Source organism: Mesorhizobium sp. RCAM 05099 (assembly GCF_059683685.1).
On the sequence record NZ_CM185035.1, the window covers coordinates 1,586,116 to 1,602,109 of the forward strand.

The window sequence follows — 15,994 nt, forward strand, 5'->3', positions numbered from 1 at the left end:
TAATATAGGTCGTCCGTCCGGTTCTGCCATATGCGGGCGACGATCGAAACGAAATCGGTTTGTCGTCGTGATCTCGCCGAGGCAAGGCAAAGGTGGCATCTTCCAAAAGTGTTCGATGAGCGGCGGTCGCGGCGCGCCTCACAAGCGTGTTTGGGTAGCGGGTGTCTCTCCGCCGGCAATGCTCACACGACAATCGTTTTCAACCGTTCGGCGATCAGCGCGGCGAGCCGCGCGGCCACCTCGTCCTTGCCCATCTCTGGCCATTCCTCGACGCCAGCCTTCGACACGATCCGCACTCGATTGCGATCGCCGCCCATCACCCCCGAAGGACCGATGCCGCTGGTCTGCGACACGTCGTTGGCGACGATGAAATCGGCGCCTTTCTTCCTGAGCTTGGCCTCGGCGTTGTGCAAAAGGTCCTGTGTCTCGGCGGCGAAGCCGACGACCAGCGTCGGTCGCTGCCTGTGATGGCCGACCCCGGCGAGGATGTCGGGGTTTTCGACCATGCGCAGCACCGGCGGTCCTTCGCCGGCGACCTTCTTGATCTTCTCACCGGCCGAATTCTCGGTACGCCAGTCGGCAACGGCGGCGACGAACACCGCCGCGTCGGCGGGCAGAAGCTGGTCCACCGCATCGCGCATCTCTTGCGCGCGTTCGACATGGATGGTCTTCACGCCGGTGGGGTCGGCGATGCCGACGGGGCCGGAGACGAGTCGCACATCGGCGCCGAGCCTCGCCAATGCCGCCGCGATGGCGTGGCCCTGCTTGCCGGACGAACGGTTGGCGATATAGCGCACGGGATCGATCGGCTCATGCGTCGGGCCGGAGGTGACGATGATCTTGCGGCCCGACAATGGTTTAGGGCTCACATCGAGCAGCGCCTCGATCGCGGCGACGATCTCCAGCGGCTCGGCCATGCGGCCTTCGCCCGCCTCGTTGCTCTCGGCCATCTCGCCTCTGGCCGGCCCAATGAAGGTAATGCCGTCCTTCTGCAACGTCGCGCGATTGCGGCGTGTCGCAGGATGTGCCCACATTCTGGGGTTCATCGCCGGCGCCATCAGCACCGGCTTGTCGGTGGCGATGAGCACGGTTGAGGCAAGATCGTTGGCGTGGCCATTGGCAAGCTTGGCCATCAGGTCGGCGGTGGCAGGCGCCACCACCAACAGGTCTGCCTCGCGTGACAGTCTGATATGGCCGACATCGTGCTCGTCCTTGCGGTCGAACAGTTCGGTGAAGACATGGTCGGCGGAGAGGGCGCCGACCGACAGCGTGGTGACGAATTCCTGCGCCGCGGCGGTCATGACCACCCGCACCGCGGCGCCGCGCTCGCGCAGCCGGCGGATCAGATCCAGTGCCTTGTAAGCGGCGATGCCACCGCCGATGATGAGCAGGATGCGTTTGCCTGAAAGCGTGCCTCGCGGAAAGGTCTTGCCTGCCGGGGCGCCAGCCGGGGTCGCCGCGCCGTGCGCGCTGGTCAGTTCGCGCAGTGTCTTCTCGATCTGGTCGATACGGCCCGGACCGATCTCACCGTCAACAGCGGCCCGGATCATGACCCGCGCCTGCTCTTCCATGGAACGGTCGTTCTCCGCCGCCAGTCGGCGCAGCAGTTCCTTGACCTCATCGTCAAGGTTGCGGATGGTGATGCTGGCCATTTGATTGCACTCCGCCGTGACTATCGATGGCAATGATAGCAATGCAATCAAATCGCCGCAAGTTGCGAGGCAGGATTCCGCTTTGGCGCTAGATGATCTTCCAGGCGATATAGACCAGCGTCAGCGCGATCACCCACAATGCCAGGCGGCCGGAACGGCTGTAGCGCGCCTCGGCCTTGCCGATAGCGCGGGCAGTCGTTTCGTCAAAGCGCAGGCCGTGCTCGGCCATCAGGTCGATCTCGCGCGACAGCCGCTCGGTGCGCGCGGCGAGCTCCGGCGCCTGGCGGGCCAGCGTCAGCAGCGCCTTGGCGCTATCGCGTACATCGATCATCATACCGCGCGGGCCAAGGTTGCCGGCGATCCAGCCGCCGACCACCGGCTCGGCCGTCTTCCACATGTTGAAGGCCGGGTCGAGCGTGCGCGCCACACCCTCGACCACCACCATGGTCTTCTGCAACAGGATCAGTTCCGGCCGCGTCGCCATGTCGAAGAGTTCGGTCACTTCGAACAGCAGCGTCAAAAGCTTGGCCATCGAAATGGTCTCGGCCGGCTGGCCGTGGATCGGCTCGCCGATGGCGCGGATCGCCTGTGCGAAAGCCGCGACATTGTGCTGGCGCGGCACGTAGCCTGCCTCGAAATGCACCTCGGCGACACGCAGGTAGTCGCGTGTGATGAAGCCATAGAGGATTTCGGCGAGGAAGCGGCGCTCCTTCTTGCCAAGCCTGCCGGCAATGCCGAGATCGACGGCGACGATGGTGCCGTTCGCCTCGACGAACAAATTGCCCGGATGCATGTCGGCGTGGAAGAAGCCGTCGCGCAAAGTATGGCGCAGGAACGACTGGATGAGGTTGGCAGCGATCGCCTTCAGATCGTGCCCGGCAGCCTCCAGGCCGGCAATATCGTTCATCTTGATGCCGTCGACCCATTCCATGGTCAACACGTCGCGCCCGGTGCGCTCCCAGTCGACGGATGGCACGCGGAAGCCAGGATCATCCCCGGTGTTCTCGCCGAGCTCCGAAAGAGCGGCCGCCTCGAGGCGAAGATCCATTTCGATCTTGGTGGTCTGCGCCAGCGTCTCGGTCACCTCGACCGGCCGCAACCGGCGTGACGACGGGATGTATTTTTCCTGAAGGCGAGCGGCGAGGAAATAGCTTTCGAGATCCTGGAAGAAGCGGCGGCGCACGCCCGGCCGGATGACCTTGACCGCCACCTTGGTGGCAACGCCGTCATGGATGGTGTCGGCGGCATGGACCTGGGCGATGGAGGCGGCGGCGACCGGATCGCCGAATTGCGCATAGAGATCGCCTATCTTGCGCCCGAGCGAGGCTTCGATCGCCGCGATCGCCTCGGCCCTGGGGAAAGTGTGCATCTTGTCCTGCAACATGGCGAGATCGAGCGCCATGTCATTGCCGACGACGTCGGGCCGTGTCGCCGAGGAACTGGCCGAGCTTGACATAGGACGGCCCGAGCCGGACCACTGCCTTGGCCAGCCGGTCGCTGCGCTCATAGGCGAGCGCGCGGCGGCGGGTGAACAGCCGCGCCAGCCGCCAGCCGAATTTGGGCAGGCCGTTCAGTTCCTCGCCCGGCAAGGCGGCGACGACGCCCTCGCGGACCAGCACCCAGCCGGCCCGCACCAGCCGAAATCCTGCGCTGACAGTGCTCATGGCTGCACCCGTCCCGCCGGGTTCTCCAACCGGCGCAGGGCACATCGATCATGAGAAATGCTTGACGGCCTCAAAGCTTCCAGCCCGAATGCAGTGCCGCGATGCCGCCGGAATAGTTGCGGAAAGAGACGCGATCGAAGCCCGCACGGGTGATCATGGAAGCAAAATTCGCCTGGTTGGGAAACCTGGCGATCGATTCGACCAGATAGGAATAGGGCTCGCCGTCGCCAGTGACCATCTTGCCGATCCTTGGGATGGCGTTGAACGACCAAGCTTCGTAGGCCTTGTCGAGCAGCGGCATCTCGACTTCGGAAAATTCGAGGCAAAGGAACCGCCCGCCCGGCTTCAGCACGCGGAATGCCTCGCTGAGCGCGACATCGATGCGCGGCACGTTGCGAATGCCGAAAGCGATGGTGTAGGCGTCGAAGGTGGCGTCAGCGAAGGGCAGTTCCTCGGCGTTGGCCTCGACGAAATCGGTGTTGCCGGACAGGCCTTTCTTTTCGGCCCGGTCGCGGCCTACGGCAAGCATCGAGCCATTGATGTCGAGAACCGTGGCATGGGCCTGACCGTGGCTGGCCTCGACGATGCGGAAGGCGATATCGCCGGTGCCGCCGGCAACGTCGAGCACGCACCAGCCCGCCCGCTTTGGCGGATTGAGCCAGGTGACCATGGCATCCTTCCACAGCCGATGCAGGCCAGCCGACATCAGATCGTTCATCAGGTCGTAGCGGTTGGCGACCTTGTGGAAAACATCGTTGACCAGGGACTGCTTGTCGCCAGCCCCTACACGCTTGAAACCATACGAGGTTTCCATGCCGCCCGCGGCCGTGGTTCTCTCAACTGACATTTTTTTGATCCGTCATAAAACCGGCGGGACCATAGCCGATCGATGGTGCGGGCGCTATTGTTTAAGGCGCGGTGTTCGGCCGCGCTTCCAGGTGGTGGGTTTTCAAGACCTGGACTGACCGACGGGATGATTGAATGCTTTTGAAAGCGGAATTGCACTGCCACATTGAAGGGGCAGCGGCGCCCGAACTCGTCATCCGCCAGGCGCAGAAATACGGCAAGGACACCTCCCCCTATATCCGGAACGGTTCATTCGTCTGGCACGATTTCACGTCCTTCCTCGCGGCTTACGACTTTTCCTCCGATCTGTTCCGGACGGAGGAGGACTATGCGCGGCTGGCCGATCATTATCTGACCAGCCTCGCCCGCGACGGGGCGATCTATTCCGAGGTTTTCACCTCGCCGGATCATGCCAAGAAGGCCGGCCTGTCGCCCAAGGCCTACACCGATGCGCTCGGCGAAGGCATGGCGCGGGCCAAGGCCAAGACCGGCATCGAGGGCCGCATGATCGTCACCGGCGTGCGTCATGTCGGCGTCGAGTCGATCGAGCAGGCGGCACGCTTCGCGGCGCGCTGCGGGCATCCGCTGGTCACCGGCTTCGGCGTCGCCGGCGACGAGCGGGTAGGCGAGATGGAGGACTATGTCAGGGCTTTCGAGATCGCCCGCGAAGCCGGGCTCGGCATTACCGTCCATGCCGGCGAACTGACGGGCTGGGAGACTGTCCAAGCGGCGCTCGATCACATCCGCCCATCCCGCATCGGCCATGGCGTGCGCGCCATCGAGAACCCGGCCCTTGTCCGGCGCATCGCCGACGAGGGCGTGGTGCTGGAATGCTGTCCCGGCTCCAACATCGCGCTCAAGGTGTTCGATAGTTTTGCCGATCATCCCTTTCCGGCCCTGCGGGCCGCCGGCTGCAAGGTGACACTGAATTCCGACGATCCGCCCTATTTCTGGACCTCGCTGAAGCGCGAATACGACATCGCCGCCGAGCATTTCTCGATGAACGAAAAGGCGCTCACCGCCGTTACCCGCACCGCCATCGAAGCCGCCTTCGTCGACAGGAAGACCAGGACCGCGCTTCTTGCCCGCCTGAACGGCGCCTCCCGCTGATTTCTTCCGACAAAGCTGTGGTCGGTGCAGGCCAAGCGGTTCCTTGGCCGATGCATTGCCGCTAGGGTTCGCCCAAGCAGCTTGAAGCGCGGCGCGTCCGAAAGGGTCCATGCGCGCGCTTTCGGGCGACACGCATCAGGAGAACATCATGAAGGGCGTCACCGTCGTCGACCACCCGCTTGTCCAGCACAAGCTGACCATCATGCGCAAGAAGGAAACCTCGACGGCCGGCTTCCGGCGGCTGCTGCGCGAGATCTCGCTGCTGCTCGGCTACGAGGTCACGCGCAATCTCGAATTGACGACCACAACGATCGAAACACCGATCGAGACCATGGAGGCGCCGACGCTGGAGGGCAAGAAACTGGTCTTTGCCTCGGTGCTGCGCGCTGGCAACGGTTTGCTGGAAGGCCTGCTCGACCTGGTGCCGGCGGCCCGCGTGGCCCATATCGGCCTCTACCGCGACCACGAAACGCTGGAGGCGGTCGAGTATTTCTTCAAGGCGCCGAGCGATCTCGCCGACCGGCTGGTCATCGTCGTCGATCCGATGCTGGCGACCGCCAATTCGGCGATCGCGGCGATCGACAAGCTGAAGGGGCGCGGCGCCACCAACATCCGCTTCCTCTGCCTGCTGGCGGCGCCCGAAGGCATCGAACGCTTCACCAAGGCGCATCCGGACGTTCCGGTCTTCACCGCTTCCATCGATCGCCAGCTCAACGAGAAAGGCTACATCATGCCTGGCCTCGGCGACGCCGGCGACCGCATGTACGGGACCAAGTAGTACCAAGTTGCCTGGTACGATTTACCAAACGTTTACGCAAAGGCCCGGTTCTGGCGCGCGTTAAAGCGGCAAACACCATCCGGGATTAAGGATTGGCGGTCACAAAGGCCGATCCATGCTGCGCAAATTTCTCATCCTTGGCGTTTTTGCCGGTGCATCGGCATCGATACCGATTGTGTATCAGTCGAATCCGCGGATCCTCGAAAACCTGCTGAAATCGACGGCGACGAGCAAGCCCGCGGTCGAGGCCCAGCCCGACGTCAACCTGGCATCGGTCCCCGGCAAGCCGGCGGCGCCGCTGCCGCTCGGCCGCAAGGTTGTCGTCACGGCGGACGAGCGCGGGCACTTCTCTTCGGCCTTCAAGCTGAACGGACGTCAGGTCGACGGCATGATCGACACCGGCGCGACACTGGTCGCCATCAACACCTCAACGGCACGCAGGATCGGGTTGTCGCTCAACCCTTCCGATTTCAGCCACCAGGTCAACACCGCCAACGGCACGATCAAGGCTGCCGTGGCATCGATCGACCGGCTACAGATCGGCACCATTACCGTCGATGACGTCCAGGTCATCGTGCTCGACGACAGGGCTTTGCACACCAACCTGATCGGAATGAGCTTCCTCAATAGGCTCAGCAAATACCAGGCCGAGAACGGCACGCTGCTGCTTGTCCAGTAATTAGCCGCGCGGCAGAATCCGCCTGATCACCGACTTATCGGCGGCCGGTTTCGAAGCGCCGATCGCATAGGCCGAAAGCACGGCGTCGGCGGCGGCCTCGGCATCGGACGGCGAACGGGCGTGGATCAATGCGAGGGGCTCGCCAGTCCTGACCTCGGCGCCGATGGGCAGCAGCCTGGTGATGCCGACCGCGGGGTCGACCTTGTCGTCCGGCCGTGTGCGCCCGCCTCCCGTGCCAACCACGGCGAGCCCGATGTCGCGGGTCGCGATACCGGTGACGAAACCGTCTTCGGTCGCGTTGACGGCAAATTCGGTCGCTGCCGTCGGCAAATATTTCTCCGGCTTCTCGATGAAATCGGCGGGGCCACCGAGAGCAGCCACCATGCGCGCGAAGGTGGCGGCGGCACGGCCGCTGGCGAGCGTTTCGCTGGCGCGGCGCATGCCATCCTGGTTCGATGACACCAGTCCCGCCAACTGCAGCATCTCGGCGGCCAGCGCCAGCGTCACGTCCTCCAGCCGACGGTCACGAAGACGGCCGGTGAGGAAATCGACGGCATTGCGCACCTCGACGGCATTGCCGGCAGCCGAGGCCAGCGGCTCGTTCATGCCGGTGATCAATGCCGAGGCCTTCAGCCCGGCGCCGCTGGCGATTTCGACCAGGCTGTTGGCGAGGGCCGTCGCGTCGCGCGACTTTTCCATGAAGGCGCCGTTGCCGACCTTGACGTCGAGCACCAGCGACTGCAGGCCGGCGGCCAGTTTTTTCGACAGGATAGAAGCGGTGATCAGCGGCACCGATTCGACCGTGCCGGTGACGTCGCGGATCGCATAGAGCCGGCGGTCGGCGGGGGCGAGATCGGCGGTCTGGCCGATGATGGCGCAACCGGTTTCGAGCACCGCCTTGCGAAACAGCGCGATATCGGGTTGGCTGACATAGCCGGGGATCGCGTCCATCTTGTCGAGCGTGCCGCCGGTGTGGCCGAGGCCACGGCCGGAAATCATCGGCACATAAGCGCCGCAAGCGGCGACGATCGGCGCCAGCATCAGCGAGACATTGTCGCCGACGCCGCCTGTGGAATGCTTGTCGGTGACCGGGCCGGGCAGGTCCGACCAGTCGAGGACGTCGCCGGAATCGCGCATGGCCAGCGTCAGCGCCACCGCTTCGTCACGGCTCATGCCGTTGAAGAACACCGCCATGGCGAAGGCGCCGACCTGGCCATCCGAAACGGCCCCGTCGGTCACGCCCGTGACGAAGCTGGTGATCTCTGGCGCCGACAGTTTCAGGCCATCACGCTTGCGGCGGATGATTTCTTGCGGAAGCATGGCGCTTTACCTTTCCCCTTGCGGGGGTCCGAAGGACGCGCAAGACCAGTGGCTTGCCCGGGAAGGCCGTTCCACAGGGCGGAGCGGGGCGGGCAGGGCCCGCTCGTCGACCCTCTCCACAAGGGTGAGGGCAAAAACCGCTTCACCCATCCAGCAAGCCTTCCTGGAACAAATGCTGCAGGATCGTCGCCAGCCGCGCACCGCCGACCGGCGCCATGTCCTTGGTCTCCTGGTGCGAAAGCTCGGCCCCGGTCATGCCGGCCGCCAGGTTGGTGATTACGGAGCAGGCGGCGACACGCAGCCCGAGGAAGCGGGCGAGGATGACCTCCGGCACGGTCGACATGCCGACGGCGTTGGCGCCCATGATGCGCGCCATGCGGATTTCGGCGGGCGTTTCGAAGCAGGGACCGGAAAACCACATGTAGACGCCCTTGTGAAGCGCGGTGTCGGTCGCCTTCGCCGCGCGTTCGAGCGCCTTGCGGATACCGGCATCATAGGCTTCGGTCAGGCCGACGAAGCGGCGGTCGCTCGGCTCGCCGATCAGCGGATTGGTGCCCGAGAAATTGATGTGGTCGGTGATCAGCATCACCGAGCCCGGCAGCATATCCGGATCGACCGAACCGGCGGCATTGGTGAGGATCAGTTTTGTGATGCCGATACCGGAAAGCACTTCCAGCACCGGCCGCATCGCCGCGGCGTTGCCATGCTCGTAATAGTGGGCGCGGCCGGACAGCGTCAGCACCGGCACGCCGGCAAACAGCCCCGCCACCACTTCGCCGGCGTGACCGGTGACGCCGCTTCGGGGAAAACCCGGCAAGTCGGCATAGGGGACACGGATCGGATCTTCGATCTGGTCGACCAGTCCGCCCAGGCCCGAACCCAGGACCAGCGCGGCCGTCGGCGCCAGGCCGTCCAGCCTTTCGACGAGATGGTCCAGCGCCTTTTCCATCATTGCACCCAGCTCTTCATTTCAGGATATCGCCCCGGAAGCCGTAGGGCAGCATCTCGCCCATGGTCACAGTTTCGGCGACGCCGGCATTGTCACAGAGATAAAGCTTTGTCTCCGGCCGGCAGAATTCGGCCAGCCGCTGACGGCAGCCGCCGCAAGGCGAGCACTTCGCCATGCGTTCGGCAATGACGGCGATTTCGACGATCTTGCCGCCGCCACCCATGATGTAATGGCCAAGCGCGGTGGTTTCGGCGCACCAGCCTTCCGGATAAGAGGCAATTTCGATGTTGGCACCGGCAAAGACGCGTCCATCCTCGGTGCGAAGTGCTGCCCCCACCGGAAACTTAGAATAGGGCGCATAGGCCTTGGCCATGGCCGCCTTGGCCGCCTCGAACAGATCATGCGACATTCAGTTGTTCTCTCCGATGATCGTGTCCAAAACCCGACATCCCGCTTGAAGCGCGTCGCGTCGAAATGGATTCATTCGACACGCTTCAAGTATTGTTTCCAGCTTGTCGTCGTCTCAAGATCGGGGCCATTTTTCGAGCGACATGCATTAGCCTGAGCGGACCCCGCAGTTTGGGCTCAGCGTTCCTTGACGTAGGGCACACCACCGGCACGCGGCGGAATAGCCTTGCCGATGAAGCCGGCGAGCAGGATGACGGTGAGGATGTAAGGCAGCGCCTGCATGAACTGCACCGGCACCTTGCCGATGATGGGCAGCGGCGAGCCCTGCAGGCGGATCGACAGCGCGTCGAGGAAGCCGAACAACAGACAGGCGAACATGGCGTTGACCGGCTTCCACTTGGCGAAGATCAGCGCGGCCAGCGCGATGTAGCCCTTGCCGGCGGTCATGTCCTTCACGAAGCCGCCATTCTGCACCATCGACAGGTAGGCTCCGGCGATGCCGGTCAGGATGCCGGTGCAGATCAGCGCCCGGTAGCGCAGCCAGGCAACGGAAATGCCGGCCGTGTCGACGGCGGCCGGGTTTTCGCCGACGGCGCGCAGCCGCAGGCCAAAGCGGGTGCGGAACAGCACCCGCCAGGTGAAGGGCACCATCAGGAAAGCGAGATAGACCAGGATCGAGTGGCCGGAGATCAGTTCCGAATAGATCGGTCCCAGGATCGGCACCTCCCTGACCGCATCGGCGCCGGGCCAGACAATCGCGTCGAACCGCTCGCCCGGCTGCAGCGCCGGCGTGCGCCCGCCTTGCTGGAACCAGGCCTGGCCGAGAATGATGGTCGACCCGGCGGCGATGAAATTGATCGCGACGCCGGAGACGATCTGGTTGCCGCGATGGGTGATCGAGGCAAAGCCGTGGATCATGGCAAACGCGACCGAGATCAGGATGGCCATGCCGAGGCCGAGCAAGGCCGAATGGAACACGGAAGCGGCCGCGGCACCGGCGAAAGCGCCGACCAGCATCTTGCCCTCCAGCCCGATGTCGAAGATGCCGGCGCGCTCCGAATAGAGGCCGGCGAGGCAGGCGAGCAGCAGCGGCACCGACAGGCGGATGGTCGAGTCGAGTATCTGCACGATAGCGATGAAGACACCCATCTCAGGCACCCTTCCCTTTGACCGCTTCCATGCCGACTGTTCTCGGACTGAACGAAGCGAACAGCGCCTGGATGTAAGGCCGGAACATATGCTCGAGCGCGCCGGCAAAGAGGATGACCAGACCCTGGATGATGACGATCATGTCGCGGCTGATTGCCGGCATCTCGAAGGCGAGCTCTGCGCCGCCCTGGTAAAGCATGCCGAACAGGATCGCCGCCAGCACGATGCCGACAGGGTGCAGACGGCCCATCAGCGCAACCGCGATGCCGACGAAACCGGCGCCGCTGACAAAATCGATCGCGACATTGTGCTGGTCGCCCATCACCGGGTTGAGCGCCATCATGCCGGCCAGAGCCCCCGAGATCATCATGGCGGTGATGATGATGCGGGTCTCCGAAATGCCGGCATAGCGAGCCGCCTTCGGGCTGTGACCGTAGGTGCGCATCTCGTAGCCGAGCTTGGTGCGCCAGATCAGCAGCCAGACCAGGAAGGCCATGATCAGCGCCAGCAGGAAGGTGATGTTGAGGGGGGCCGAATGGATCTTGGCGCCGAACAGTTCGATGACCCAGTTAAGCTTCGGCAGTTCCGCGCCTGCGAGGAAGTTGCGCGTCTGCGGCGCCTGCGACCCTGCCGGCTTCAATGGGCCTACCAGCAGGAAAACCATGATCGAGGCGGCGATGAAGTTGAACATGATTGTGGTGATGACGATGTGCGAGCCGCGCTTGGCCTGCAGATAGGCCGGGATAAGCGCCCACAACGCTCCGACGACCGCCGAAGCGACGATGGCCAGTGGGAAAGTGAGCCACCATGGCAGCACGCTGTCGAAGGCAAGACAGACGATGGCGATACCAAGGCCGGCGATGTAAGCCTGCCCCTCGGTGCCGATGTTGAACAGGCCGCAATGCGCTGCCACCGCCACCGAAAGCCCGGTGAATATGAATGTGGTGGCATAGAAAAGGGTGAAGGCGATGCCGGTTCCCTTGCCGAAAGCGCCTTCGACCAGGATGACGGCGGCGCGGAACGGATTTTCGCCGACTAGAAGCACAACGAAACCGGCGACGACGAAGGCAACGAACAGATTGATCAGCGGGATCAGGCCATAATCGGCCCAGGCCGGCAATTTGGCGTAAGGCGTGCTCATTGCGCGGCCTCCTGGTGCTCGACGCCTGCCATCAGGAGACCCAGTTCACCCTCGCTTGCCTCGGGACCGCGTTCGCCGACGATGCGGCCGGCGAACATCACCAGGATGCGGTCGGAGAGCGAACGGATCTCGTCGAGCTCGACCGAGACCACCAGCACGGCTTTGCCCTGGTCGCGCATGGCGATCAGGCGCTTGTGGATGAATTCGATGGCGCCGACATCGACGCCGCGCGTCGGCTGGCCGACGATCAGTACGCCGGGGTCTTGTTCCATTTCCCGCGCGAGCACGATCTTCTGCTGGTTGCCGCCGGAGAAATTGGCCGTCTTCAGCCGGCAATCCGTCGGACGGATATCGTATTTGGCGATCTTGTCCTTGGCATCGTTGCGGATGGCGTCGATGTTGAGGAACGGCCCTTTGAGGTAGCGGGGGTCGTCGTGATAGCCGAGAATGGAATTCTCGTTCTCCTCGAAGGCCAGCACCAGCCCGACATGATGGCGGTCCTCCGGCACATGGGCGAGGCCCCGGTCGCGCAACTCACCGGGATCGGCCGCACCTGTGAGGTCGATCGGTTTGCCGTCGAGCATGACCGAGCCGGAAACGGCGCGCCGGATGCCCGAAATCGCCTCGAGCAGTTCGGATTGTCCGTTGCCGGCGACACCGGCGATGCCGACGATCTCGCCGGCGCGAATGTCGAAGGAGATGTCGTCGACCATGGTGACGCCGCGAGAATCCCTGACGGTCAGGTTCTTGACCGCGAGCTTGACGTCGCCGGCGGCGGCTTCGCCTTTTTCGACCCGGAGCAGCACGCGGCGCCCGACCATGAGTTCGGCCAGTTCCTCCACCGTTGTTTTCTTCGTCTCGCGCGTCGCCACCATCGTTCCCCGGCGCATCACCGACACCGTGTCGGTGATGGCCATGATCTCGCGCAGCTTGTGGGTGATCAGCACCACGGTCTTGCCCTGTTCCTTCAACTGCTTGAGGATGCGGAACAGGTGGTCGGCCTCGGCGGGTGTGAGCACGCCCGTCGGTTCGTCGAGGATCAGGATCTCTGCGCCGCGATAGAGCGCCTTGAGGATCTCGACGCGCTGCTGCAGGCCGACCGGCAATTCCTCGACGATCGCATCGGGGTCGACTTCCAGCCCGTATTCGCGCTCGAGACGCTCGAGTTCCGAGCGCGCCTTGGCGATGCTCCTTTTCAGCAGCGCATCGCTTTCGGCGCCGAGGATGATGTTCTCCAAGACCGAGAAATTGTCGACCAGCATGAAATGCTGATGCACCATGCCGATGCCGAGCGCGATGGCATCGTTGGGTGTGCTGATCGATGCCGGCTGGCCGCCGACGCGGATCTCGCCGCTGTCGGCCTGGTAGAAGCCATAGAGGATCGACATCAGCGTCGACTTGCCGGCACCGTTTTCGCCGACAATGCCGTGGATGGTGCCGCGCGCGATCTCCAGATTAATGTCGCGGTTGGCGCGCACGGCGCCAAAACTCTTGTTGATGCCGATCAGCTCGATTGCGGCTTGCGCCATGCAGCCTGTCCCACTCTTATTTTTTTATCGCTTGGTCAAAACGCCTAGCATGACGCTCCGCCCGTGCCAATTGCCGGAGCGGCGTCCACTCTCGACAAATCCCGGTGCGCTTGTCAATTTCCAACGTGGCCGGGGCCTACACATTTGCTAATATGGCCAAGCCGTCGCAACGCCGCGGCGCGAGGCATTGCGGTGCAGACTGGGGATTTGGAATGACCATGCCCGCCGATCGGCTGACGACGCTGGAAATTCGCGCCGCCGAACAGGAACAGACCATCGAGGAACTGTCTGGCCAGATCGCCGAGCAGTGGAAGGTGATCGAGCGCATGCAGCGCAAGCTCGACGCGCTGGCCGACCGTTTCCTGGCGCTGGAGGAACAGGCGGCACCCGACGTGCCGATCACCAAGCCGCCGCACTGGTAGGGAAGGGGAGCACAAGCCATGAGCGACCGCACAGCAAGGGCCGGCGATTATGTGCTCGGCCTGATGAACGACGCGGAACGCGAACGGGCCGAACGCGATCTGGAGATCGACCCCGGCTTCCGCGACGCGGTGGTGCAGCTTGCCGAACGGATGCACATGTTCGACCGCGCGGAAAAACCAGGTGGCCTGCCCGGCAATCATTGGCAGCTGGTCACGCAACGCCTCGCGGAATTGCCGCAGATGCGTACGTCCGGACTGGGCAATGCTGGATCACCAGCGGTGATCCGCGGCCTGCCCCAGAGGCCGCATGGCATCGGCCTGCAAGCACTTGGTGGCCTGCGCGGATTTGCCGTCGCCTTCGGACTGATAGCGGCCTTCGGGTTGGGTTATCTGGCGGGCAAGCTGTAGGCCTACGCAAAACCGCCGGCTTGCACCCGGCGGTTTGCAGTTCTGTTGAATATATGTGCCGCTTAGTACGGGCAGGCGTTGTCAGCCGTATAGTCGTGCACTTCGAGCTTGCCGGCGATGATGTCGGCCTTGGCCTTTTCGACCGCCGCCTTCATCTCGTCGGTCACCAGCGCCTTGTTGTTGTCGTCCATGGCGTAGTCGACGCCGCCCTCCTTGAGGCCGAGATTTTGCAGGCCGCCCTTGAAGGTGCCGTTCTTGCCGTCCATGAAGGCGGTGTAGACGGCAACGTCGACGCGCTTCATCATGGAGGTAAGCACCTTGCCGGGCTGCAGGCCGTTCTGGTTGGAATCGACGCCGATGCCGAGCTTGCCGGCATCCGCCGCCGCCTGCAGCACGCCGACGCCAGTGCCGCCGGCCGCGGCATAGACCACGTCGGAGCCCTGGTCGATCTGCGTCTTGGCGATCTCACCGCCCTTGGCCGGGTCGTTCCGGGCAGCCGGCGTGTCACCGGTCATGTTCTGGATAACGTCCGTCGCACCGGCCGACTTGGCGCCGCCGACATAGCCGCATTCGAATTTGCGGATCAGCGGGATGTCCATGCCGCCGATGAAGGAGACCTTCTTCGACTTCGAGGCCATCGCCGCCAGGATGCCGACGAGATAGGAGCCTTCATTCTCCTTGAAGACCAGCGAGCGGACATTGGGCAGGTCGACGGCATCGTCGATGATGGCGAAGTTGAGATCAGGATATTCCTTCGCGACCACCTTGAGCGCATCCTCCCAGGCGAAGCCCGCCATGACGATCGGGTTGCGTCCGTCCTCGGCGAAGCGGCGCAGCGCCTGCTCGCGCTGCGAGGCGTTGGACACTTCGAACTCGACATAGGGCGTGCCAGTCTCGGTCTTGAACTTCTCGGCGCCATGGAAGGCGGCCTCGTTGAAGGATTTGTCGAACTTGCCGCCGAGATCATAGAGGATGGCCGGCTGGACATCCGCGGCGAAAGCCGGAAGAACCATTGCGGTTGCGGCCAGAAGGCCGAGAACAATACGTTTCATGTGATCCACACCCTGTCGGTTATTTTTTCCGTTACGCACCGCCCGCCTGCCCGGTTCGCCGGCAGGCATGCTACGTCAGCCTGGAGTGTATTCCCCTCCCGCTCGGGGGCAATCTGGCACGGCCCGAAACAAATTTCACGCGGAATTTTGACCTTTTGGAAAAGCATGGCGCGGGGAGGCCGCGCCGCGGCTTGATCCTTGCGCGGAAGGCTTCAGGCGGAGGCGGCGGCCGGCATGGCGCAGGCAACGCCGGTGCCCTTGAGGTTGCAATAGCCGTGAGGGTTTTTCGCCAGATATTGCTGGTGGTCGGCTTCGGCGAAGTAGAATTCCGGCGCCGGCGCGATCTCGGTGGTGATCTTGCCGTGGCCCGCAGCACGCAGCGAGGCCTCATAGGCGTCGCGCGAAGCACTTGCCGCGCTGAATTGCGCATCATCGGGCGTGTAGATCGCGGAGCGGTAGGTGGTGCCGACATCATTGCCCTGGCGCATGCCTTGCGTCGGATCGTGGCTTTCCCAAAACAGCTTCAGAAGCTCGGCATAGGAAACGACCTTGGGATCGTAGACCACCAGCACCACTTCGGCATGGCCGGTGAGGCCGGTGCAGGTTTCCTGATAGGTCGGATTGGGCGTGAAACCGCCGGCATAGCCGACCGCCGTGACCCAGACGCCTTCGAGCTGCCAGAACAGCCGCTCGGCGCCCCAGAAGCAGCCCAGCCCGAACATCGCCGTCTCCAGCCCTTCCGGATAAGGTCCCTTGAGGGGCCTTTTCAAGACGTGGTGTCTGGATGTCGTCGGGATTGCCCGGGCGCGGCCCGGCAAAGCCTCAGACGGCTTCGGCAAATGAAGCTTCTTGTTCAGCATGTCGCTGAGAAAGAACATGCGCGGTCT

The 15,994-nt window shown here is 63.8% G+C and carries 15 protein-coding genes and 1 pseudogene; 5 read left to right on the forward strand and 11 right to left on the reverse strand.

Going from position 1 to position 15,994, the window contains the following annotated elements:
- Positions 1 to 182: 182 nt before the first annotated feature.
- The 3 genes and pseudogenes from coaBC to ubiE all read right to left on the reverse strand — a co-directional run bounded on the left by coaBC (position 183) and on the right by ubiE (position 4,163).
- A complete protein-coding gene (gene coaBC / locus AC56QQ_RS07850; protein ID WP_497126259.1) occupies positions 183 to 1,652 on the reverse strand; it encodes a bifunctional phosphopantothenoylcysteine decarboxylase/phosphopantothenate--cysteine ligase CoaBC in 1,470 nt (489 codons plus the stop codon).
- An 88-nt stretch (positions 1,653 to 1,740) separates the two neighbouring features.
- Positions 1,741 to 3,316 (reverse strand): annotated as a pseudogene (gene ubiB / locus AC56QQ_RS07855) (2-polyprenylphenol 6-hydroxylase).
- 70 nt (positions 3,317 to 3,386) lie between these two features.
- The gene (ubiE, locus tag AC56QQ_RS07860; protein WP_497126261.1) at positions 3,387 to 4,163 is read right to left on the reverse strand and encodes a bifunctional demethylmenaquinone methyltransferase/2-methoxy-6-polyprenyl-1,4-benzoquinol methylase UbiE; all 777 of its coding nucleotides are present in this window, start codon (positions 4,161 to 4,163) and stop codon (positions 3,387 to 3,389) included.
- Positions 4,164 to 4,297: 134 nt separating this feature from the next.
- On the opposite strand from ubiE, the gene AC56QQ_RS07865 reads away from it, so the two are divergent.
- The 3 genes from AC56QQ_RS07865 to AC56QQ_RS07875 all read left to right on the forward strand — a co-directional run bounded on the left by AC56QQ_RS07865 (position 4,298) and on the right by AC56QQ_RS07875 (position 6,729).
- Positions 4,298 to 5,272 (forward strand): adenosine deaminase, encoded by a 975-nt coding sequence (locus tag AC56QQ_RS07865; RefSeq protein ID WP_497126263.1) that lies wholly within the window; start codon positions 4,298 to 4,300, stop codon positions 5,270 to 5,272.
- Positions 5,273 to 5,420: 148 nt separating this feature from the next.
- Positions 5,421 to 6,050, forward strand: a complete 630-nt coding sequence (gene upp / locus AC56QQ_RS07870) for a uracil phosphoribosyltransferase (RefSeq protein ID WP_010911460.1) — start codon at positions 5,421 to 5,423, stop codon at positions 6,048 to 6,050.
- Positions 6,051 to 6,165: 115 nt separating this feature from the next.
- Positions 6,166 to 6,729: a TIGR02281 family clan AA aspartic protease gene (locus AC56QQ_RS07875; protein WP_489863253.1), complete on the forward strand. Its 564-nt coding sequence runs from the start codon at positions 6,166 to 6,168 to the stop codon at positions 6,727 to 6,729.
- On the opposite strand, the gene deoA is transcribed toward AC56QQ_RS07875, so the two are convergent.
- The 6 genes from deoA to AC56QQ_RS07905 all read right to left on the reverse strand — a co-directional run bounded on the left by deoA (position 6,730) and on the right by AC56QQ_RS07905 (position 13,225).
- Complete coding sequence (deoA, locus tag AC56QQ_RS07880) at positions 6,730 to 8,049, reverse strand: thymidine phosphorylase (protein WP_497126266.1); 1,320 nt, start codon at positions 8,047 to 8,049, stop codon at positions 6,730 to 6,732.
- A gap of 142 nt (positions 8,050 to 8,191) precedes the next feature.
- Positions 8,192 to 9,001, reverse strand: coding sequence for a purine-nucleoside phosphorylase (locus tag AC56QQ_RS07885; RefSeq protein WP_489863251.1), 810 nt, complete (start codon positions 8,999 to 9,001; stop codon positions 8,192 to 8,194).
- 13 nt (positions 9,002 to 9,014) lie between these two features.
- Positions 9,015 to 9,407, reverse strand: a complete 393-nt coding sequence (cdd, locus tag AC56QQ_RS07890; RefSeq protein ID WP_497126269.1) for a cytidine deaminase — start codon at positions 9,405 to 9,407, stop codon at positions 9,015 to 9,017.
- Between the two features lie 176 nt (positions 9,408 to 9,583).
- Complete coding sequence (locus AC56QQ_RS07895; RefSeq protein ID WP_497126271.1) at positions 9,584 to 10,555, reverse strand: ABC transporter permease; 972 nt, start codon at positions 10,553 to 10,555, stop codon at positions 9,584 to 9,586.
- Between the two features lies 1 nt (position 10,556).
- A complete protein-coding gene (locus tag AC56QQ_RS07900; protein WP_497101012.1) occupies positions 10,557 to 11,696 on the reverse strand; it encodes an ABC transporter permease in 1,140 nt (379 codons plus the stop codon).
- Positions 11,693 to 13,225: an ABC transporter ATP-binding protein gene (locus tag AC56QQ_RS07905; RefSeq protein ID WP_497126273.1), complete on the reverse strand. Its 1,533-nt coding sequence runs from the start codon at positions 13,223 to 13,225 to the stop codon at positions 11,693 to 11,695. The genes AC56QQ_RS07900 and AC56QQ_RS07905 overlap by 4 nt, the downstream gene beginning before the upstream one ends.
- Before the next feature lie 212 nt (positions 13,226 to 13,437).
- On the opposite strand from AC56QQ_RS07905, the gene AC56QQ_RS07910 reads away from it, so the two are divergent.
- Positions 13,438 to 13,647, forward strand: a complete 210-nt coding sequence (locus AC56QQ_RS07910; RefSeq protein WP_489863247.1) for a SlyX family protein — start codon at positions 13,438 to 13,440, stop codon at positions 13,645 to 13,647.
- A gap of 18 nt (positions 13,648 to 13,665) precedes the next feature.
- Positions 13,666 to 14,055: a hypothetical protein gene (locus AC56QQ_RS07915; RefSeq protein ID WP_497126276.1), complete on the forward strand. Its 390-nt coding sequence runs from the start codon at positions 13,666 to 13,668 to the stop codon at positions 14,053 to 14,055.
- 62 nt (positions 14,056 to 14,117) lie between these two features.
- Here the strand turns inward: AC56QQ_RS07915 and AC56QQ_RS07920 are convergent, their stop codons facing one another.
- Positions 14,118 to 15,107: a BMP family lipoprotein gene (locus tag AC56QQ_RS07920; protein WP_497126278.1), complete on the reverse strand. Its 990-nt coding sequence runs from the start codon at positions 15,105 to 15,107 to the stop codon at positions 14,118 to 14,120.
- A 212-nt stretch (positions 15,108 to 15,319) separates the two neighbouring features.
- Positions 15,320 to 15,985, reverse strand: coding sequence for a peptide-methionine (S)-S-oxide reductase MsrA (gene msrA, locus AC56QQ_RS07925; protein WP_497126280.1), 666 nt, complete (start codon positions 15,983 to 15,985; stop codon positions 15,320 to 15,322).
- Positions 15,986 to 15,994 lie beyond the last annotated feature (9 nt).